Origin of the sequence: Streptomyces albus subsp. chlorinus (assembly GCF_013302895.1) — a bacterium.
Lineage (GTDB): Bacteria > Actinomycetota > Actinomycetes > Streptomycetales > Streptomycetaceae > Streptomyces > Streptomyces chlorinus.
In genome coordinates, this window is sequence record NZ_VJOK01000001.1 from 3,744,749 (window position 1) to 3,751,034 (window position 6,286).

General features: G+C 71.1%; 6 protein-coding genes and 1 pseudogene. 2 read left to right on the forward strand and 5 right to left on the reverse strand.

Going from position 1 to position 6,286, the window contains the following annotated elements:
- Both FM076_RS16630 and FM076_RS16635 read right to left on the reverse strand, forming a co-directional pair.
- Positions 1-196, reverse strand: a 196-nt coding sequence (locus tag FM076_RS16630; protein ID WP_173871568.1) for a hypothetical protein, incomplete at its 3' end; no start/stop codon positions are given.
- Between the two features lie 347 nt (positions 197-543).
- Positions 544-816 carry a hypothetical protein gene (locus FM076_RS16635; RefSeq protein ID WP_345945054.1) on the reverse strand — a complete coding sequence of 91 codons (273 nt, stop codon included), beginning with the start codon at positions 814-816 and terminating at the stop codon, positions 544-546.
- 176 nt (positions 817-992) lie between these two features.
- On the opposite strand from FM076_RS16635, the gene FM076_RS16640 reads away from it, so the two are divergent.
- On the forward strand, positions 993-2,315 hold the full coding sequence (locus FM076_RS16640; RefSeq protein WP_345945055.1) for a helix-turn-helix transcriptional regulator: 1,323 nt from the start codon (positions 993-995) through the stop codon (positions 2,313-2,315).
- Here FM076_RS16640 and cutA read toward each other — a convergent pair.
- The 3 genes and pseudogenes from cutA to FM076_RS16650 form a co-directional block, all read right to left on the reverse strand.
- Positions 2,303-2,635 (reverse strand): divalent-cation tolerance protein CutA, encoded by a 333-nt coding sequence (cutA, locus tag FM076_RS16645; RefSeq protein ID WP_173871570.1) that lies wholly within the window; start codon positions 2,633-2,635, stop codon positions 2,303-2,305. The genes FM076_RS16640 and cutA overlap by 13 nt on opposite strands.
- 585 nt (positions 2,636-3,220) lie before the next feature.
- Positions 3,221-3,370: pseudogene (locus FM076_RS35005) on the reverse strand (hypothetical protein); the annotation flags it as partial.
- A gap of 195 nt (positions 3,371-3,565) precedes the next feature.
- Positions 3,566-5,626, reverse strand: coding sequence for an ATP-binding protein (locus FM076_RS16650; protein WP_173871571.1), 2,061 nt, complete (start codon positions 5,624-5,626; stop codon positions 3,566-3,568).
- Between the two features lie 249 nt (positions 5,627-5,875).
- Between FM076_RS16650 and FM076_RS16655 the strand changes: the two genes are divergently transcribed.
- On the forward strand, positions 5,876-6,286 hold a 411-nt coding region (locus FM076_RS16655; RefSeq protein ID WP_345945056.1), incomplete at its 3' end, for an STAS domain-containing protein.

A 6,286-nucleotide genomic window follows, 5' to 3' on the forward strand; every position in this document is an offset into this window, starting at 1 on the left:
GGAATGCGGCCTCACGCTTCTCCAGCGCCTGGACGGCCGCGCGGGCGGTCTCGCCGTAGGGGATGCCGCGGATCTTCCGGGCGCAGTCCAGGCAGGCGGATGCTGCGGCGGGAGGGCCCGAGCCGCGTTCGATGACGTCGATGATCTCGACGTCGTCCGCGTGGCCTTGGTGCCACTGGCACCATCCGGCACTCATCTTTCCGTTCCTCCGGTGTTCTTGTCAGTGGGGGCGGCGGGCGTAGGGGTCTTGTTGCCCGCGCAGGTGCGGCAGCGGGCGCCGATGCTTCTGATGCCGTCGTCCTGCGCGTCGTTGCGGACGGTCAGCGGGCCCCGGCAGCGTGGGCACGTCCCGTACCAGCCCGGCCGGTGCAGCCCGAGGCGTGCAGGCGGGGGCTCAATCACGGCGGCCGTCCCGTTGTCGGCGGCACAACAGGCAACGGCAGGCAGGCCACCGCGTGGTCACCAGTACTGTCGCAGCGCGGACCAGGCGCGGCCTGGTCCAGGAGCGGCCCGAGTCGCGGGAGACGCGGAGCGTCATACGACTCATGACGAGGGCCTCACCGGTCGGACGGCCGCGAGATGGCGCTCCCGGTCCCTGTCGTAGGCCTCCCGCTCCCGCTGAGTGGCCTCGCGCAAGTGCTCGGGGGCGGCCCACCATTCGTAGCCGGTGGGCGTGATGAGCTGCACGGCCCCGTCCGGGCGGGTCTGCTGCACCCGTCCCGTCCACGGCGGCTCGGGCGGCACCGAGCCCCCGGTGCTCTCGTCCACCAGGTATGCGCCCTTGCCGCAGGTGACGGCTTCGATATCGTCCTCCACGTCGACTCCTTGGCAGTCGTCCATCCCCCGGGGCCGGTAGGACGGCCGCCGGGGTCTTTTGTGACCAGAGTCGAGTGGCGCGCACGTGAAGACTTCCCGCGCCCAGGTATACCCATCATGGGTAGGCTTCTGGGAAGTTGGCCTCACAGACTTATGCGAGCAGGAAGTGTGCAGGCGTGATCGATTACGAGCCACCCACTGCAATCCCCCGGGGCCTCCTCGACGACTCGGAACTGCGTGCTGCACTGGAGGCGCACGACTTCGGGACGGTATTCCGGCTTGCCCGCAGCCGGGCCGGCATCAGCTACTCGAAGATCGCTGCGGAGTGCGACATAAAGCCGGAGCGCGTGGGGACACTCGCCCGCGGTCGGGGCCGGGTCACCTCGTTCGACAAGATCGTGCTCATCGTGGACGCACTACGTGTCCCCGGACACATGGTCGGTCTGGCCCCCCGCCCGTGGGAGGAAGACGAGACGCCTGCACCCATCACCGGCACACAGAATGGGACCACCGTGCGGCGCCGTACCTTCTTCGAGGCAACAACCCGAACCGGGCTGGCTGCGGCTTTGCCCAGCCTTACCAAGCAGGATGCCCCCAAGCGCCTCAATGCTGCGAACGTTGAGGCGCTGCGCGAGCGGACCGCACGTCTACGGCGTCTCGACAACGTTCTGGGGGGCGGCGACACCTACCGCGTCTACCTGGGCGAGTACCAGGCCACGAAAGCGCTCCTACGAGACACCATCTGTTCTGAGGGAACTCGCCGCAGCCTTATGTCTGTCCTGGCTGAACAGGCCCAACAAGCAGGGTGGGCGGCGTTCGATGCGGGACGGGAAGCTGATGCCGCCGGACTCTACAAGGAGAGCCACGTGGCAGCCCGAGAGGCGGGAGACGCAAGCCTTGTGGGAAACTCGCTGGCCTTTCTCGCCTACCAAGCCAGCGCCGACGACAAGGTGGCAGCCGTCCAGATCGCCTCTCGCTCCTGCGAGACCATCACCTCCGGAACTCCGTGGGGAGTGAGAGCGCTGCTGTACGAACGGAAGGCTTGGGCTTGCTCGGTCGCAGGAATGCACACCGAGACGGAGAAGGCACTCGCCGCCGCGCACGACGCCCTAGAGGGCGCGAGCGACGGTGAACACCAACCTGACTGGGTTGCCTGGGTGGACCACACCGAGCTGGCCATCATGTCCGGCCGGTGCTGGACCGAGCTGCGCCGACCGCTACGGGCAGTTCCCGTTCTGGAAGACGCGCTGGCCCGGTACGACGATGCCCACGCGCGGGACAAGGCTCTCTACCTGTCCTGGTTGGCGGACGCCTATCTGACCGCCGGGGAGGTCGAGCAGGCTGCTACCGTCGCCGCTCGGGCCCTGGAACTGTCGTCCGGTGTCGCGTCTATCCGGCCTCGGCGACGACTCGCCCCGGTGCTGGAGAAGCTGAGCCAGCACCGGGGCATGACCGTTGTCAGTGACGTGCTCGATAGGGCCAGAGTTCAGGCAGGCTGATCGGGCGTGACCGATTCACTGATCCACTGGAGACACCTCTCGGCCCCTGCGGCAATCGGGACGGCCGCAACTTCGGGGTTGTCCCACGGATGGTGTTCCAGGAGATGCGCCTCCAAGGCGGGGTACCGTTCGAAGCTGGTTTTCAGCAGCAGCTGCCACTCCTCGCCTTCGCCGAACTCACCGAGGTGCCAGAAGACCGAGGTGGCCGGGCCCACGATCTGTGCGCCTGCGGAGAGTCGCTCCCTCACCACAGACCGCGCGAGTTCGACGGCTTGCTGTCGGGTTTCCGTGGCTGTCGAGACCTGGAGAAAGTCAGTCATGGCGCGGAGCCTATGCAGGTCAGGACGGAGCGCGCAGCCCCTCGGGGCCGCCCGCCCTGTGTAAACGGGAGCACCCGGAGATGCGGGGGTCGACAACTGGCCGCACGGTGGTGTCATGGCTGCACCGATCGTCGTCCATGCGCCCGACGAGGAGGGCGGGCGCCGCCTCTGCGCGTCCGGCACGATCCTCGGCCGCGCCTACAGCACCACCGACCTCCTGGGATTCCTCCGCCGCGCTGGCCTCGACCCCGACGACACGGCCCTGGACGACCCCGGACTGATCGAGTGGCGCGGCGGCGGCCCCGGCGTGTGGGGGCTCACAGCCCACCTGTCCCGTCTACCGGGCTACGGCGTCGGCCAGGTCCACGAGCAGCTGCGCCACGGCCACCAGCGGCGCCCATCTGCCCCGGTCCGCAGTGCGCTCGTCCTCCACGGGTTCCTCCTTCTCAGCGATCGGGAAGAGGACCGTGGGGTGGCGTGCGAAGAGCCTGCGTTGGGTTGTCCACAGACGGGGCAGCAGCGTCCAGTCAGGCGCTGCGGAGGCGTCTGCGGGCACGCCGAACCCGGGCCCGACACGCCCACCAAGCCGACGTTCTCACCGTCCAGTCCGGTCTCTTCCCAGCACTCGCGAGCACCGGCCTGTCCGACCGTCTCTTTCTTTTCCCCCTTCCAGCTTCTTCCCCCTCCAGCCGCCTCCCTGTTGTCACCGCGGCAGGGCGACGGCGTTGTGGACACTGACCGTGTGGCGTCGGCCCGGGGGACCGGGCCGACAAGCGGCTCCTACGGGCGAGAATTGCAGCTGCGATCGGCGGGGTCGGTGTACATACGCGTGTGCACCGTGCCGGATCGGGGTGGATCGCCCAGGATCGCAGAGGGTGGAATCGGCGGCCTTTTCGCGCGGACGGCGCGGGGGCGGCGGGCGCCCCGTCGTCACAGACGCGGTTCCGGGTCCGCGCGGGTGGCCCAGCCGACCACGTGGTCGCTCTCGGCCCGCAGCGCGCTGCGGAACAGGGCGCTGTAGGCCGTCTCACCGAGCTGGGCGCGGGCCGCGGCCTGGCCCCGTTCGCGCAGGGGTGCCACCTCGGGTGTCCCGCGCTGGGTGTGGCCCACCGCCTCCCAGTGCTGGGCGCTGGCTCCGTAGGCGAGCGCCGCGCGTTCCGGCTCCCCGCGCTCCGCCCAGGCGGTGGCCAGCAGTTCCAGGCCGAGGGCGATGCCGTAGCGGTCGCCGATGCGGCGCTTGGAGTCGAGCATGGCCCGCGCGTGGGTGGTGGCGGCGCCCGCGCGGTGCTCGAAGAGGGCGATCAGCGCCAGTTGGTAGTCGGTGTACGAGCGGGTCCAGTACTCCCCCACGCGTACGCAGTCCTCGCGCAGTGCCTCGGCCTGTGCGCGCGACTCCTTCAGCCGTCCGGCGCCGGTCAGTGCGAAGACCCTCACCAGGCGGCACAGCGTGACCCCGAAGCTGTGCGAGGTGGCCGGGGAGGTGCCCCGCAGCGCCTCGTCCGCCGCCGTGAGGGCGGTCAGCGGGCGCCCGGTCAGCAGTGCGCTGAGTCCTTCCAGGTAGACGGCCTGGCGCTGTCCTTCGTCGTCGCCGGTCGCGGCCGCCGACTCCCGGCTGAGCGCGGCGAACGCCCGTCCCGCCTCGTGGTCACCCTGGAGGAGGTGGGCCAGGCCGAGGGACCACAGGCCCCGGGTGCGTCTGCGCTCGGGCCGGCCGACGGGGGCGAGCGCCAGTTCCAGGTAGTGGCCGGCCTCGTAGAGGTGGCCGCAGCACACCCAGAAGAACGCCACGTTCGCGGCCAGTTCCAGGGCGGCCCTCGGGTCGGTGCCCAGCAGGTACCGCAGGGCTTCCCGTACGTCGTGGTAGAGGATCTCGATGCGCGCGTACCACTCCTGCTGCCGCGCGCTGAACCACTCGTCGCGCGCCAGCCGGGTCAGCTCCAGGACGACCGAGGCGTGCCGGGAGGCCAGGTGCTCCTCCTCGCCCAGCTCCCGCAGCCACATGCGCCCGTACTCGCGGAGGGTGTCCAGCAGCCGGTAGCGGTCCCCCTCGCGGGTGACGACCGACTTGCGCACCAGGCCCGCCAGGCACATGCGCAGCTCGGCGGGGTCCAACGGGCCGCCGGTGCAGACCTGTTCGGCCAGCTGGGCGTCGAAGCCGCTGGGAAAGGTGGACAGCCGTGCCCACAGCAGCCGTTCGGTGGGGCGGCACAGCTCGTGGCTCCAGCCGACGGCGGTGCGGACGGCGCTGTGCCGGGCGGGCCGCCGGGCGGCGGGGGGCGGGGGCGGTCCGTCGGGGCCGTCCGGGCCGTGGGGGAGGTCGAGTCCGGAGCGGACCCGGTAGGCGGTGTCGGCCAGCGTGTGGTGCCGCAGCTGGGCCGCGGCCAGTTCCAGCGCCAGCGGTACGCCGTCCAGGCGTGCGCACAGCCGCGCGGCCAGCCGCAGCTGGTCCGGCTCGCGCAGGGGGCGGCCGACCGCCGCGGCGCGCTCCGCGAACAGGGTCACGGCCTCGGTGGCGGGGGCGAGCGGCGGCACGGTGACGACGGTCTCGCGGGCGAGGCCGAGCGGCTGCCGGCTGGTGGCCAGTACGGTCAGCCGGGGGCAGGCGGTCAGCAGTTCGCCGACCAGGTGGCGGCACTGCGCGGCCAGGTGTTCGCAGGAGTCGAGGACCAGGAGCACCGCCCGGTCGGCCACCCAGGTGCACAGGGAGTCCAGCGGCATTCTGGGGGTGTGGTCCGAGAGGCCCATCGCGTCCGCCACGGTGGCGGCGAGCAGCTCGTCCCCCTGCAACGGCCACAGGTCGGCCCAGTAGATCCCGCTCAGGTCCGCGGGCGGGGTGGTGGAGACGGCCCGTAGCGCCAGGCGGGACTTGCCGACCCCGGCGCCGCCCACGAGGGTCACCAGCCGTTCGTGGCCGAGGGCCCCGCGCAGCCGCGCCAGCTCGGCCGCACGGCCGACGAACGAGGTGGTCTCCACAGGGATGTTCTTCCGCACGGCATCCAGTTTTCCCCCGATCCGCCCCCGGGAGAGGCGGTTCGCGGTTTCTGACGCCCGCGAACACCCGTAAGGGGAAGGCCGCCTGTGTGTGCGATGTGTCAACTCGCAAGCGACTTTGGTGAATTCCACTCGATCGAGTGATGGTCCGGGGGTGGCGCAGCGCCACCCCCAGGGGGGCTGCCTATGCTTACGGGCCGATTTCCCGGACTCCTACGGTCACAGACTCCTACGGTCACAAGGTCATACGTGAGGGCACCGATGGCACCGCACCTGGACGAGAGCGCCCGCACGCTGACGTGTGCCGTCGAAGAGGAGGAGCCCCCCGCGGGCACGGTGCTGGCCCGCGAGGACGGCGGCCGAACCGTGGTGGAGCTGCACGGGGAGATCGACCTCGCCGTGGCGCTCGCCACCACGCCCCAGCTCTACGCGCTGACCGCCGCGCCCGCACCCCGGCTCGTCGTCGACCTGCGGCCGGTCACCTTCATCGACTGCAGCGGCCTGGCGCTCCTCGTCGACATCCGCGCCCGGGTCCTGGCCGGCTCGGGGAGCTTCACCCTGGTCTGCGCCGACCCCCGGGTGCTGCGGCTGCTGTGGATCACCGACCTGACCGAGGTGCTCGCACCGGTACCGGCGCTCCCGGACGACGGCGGCCCGCGG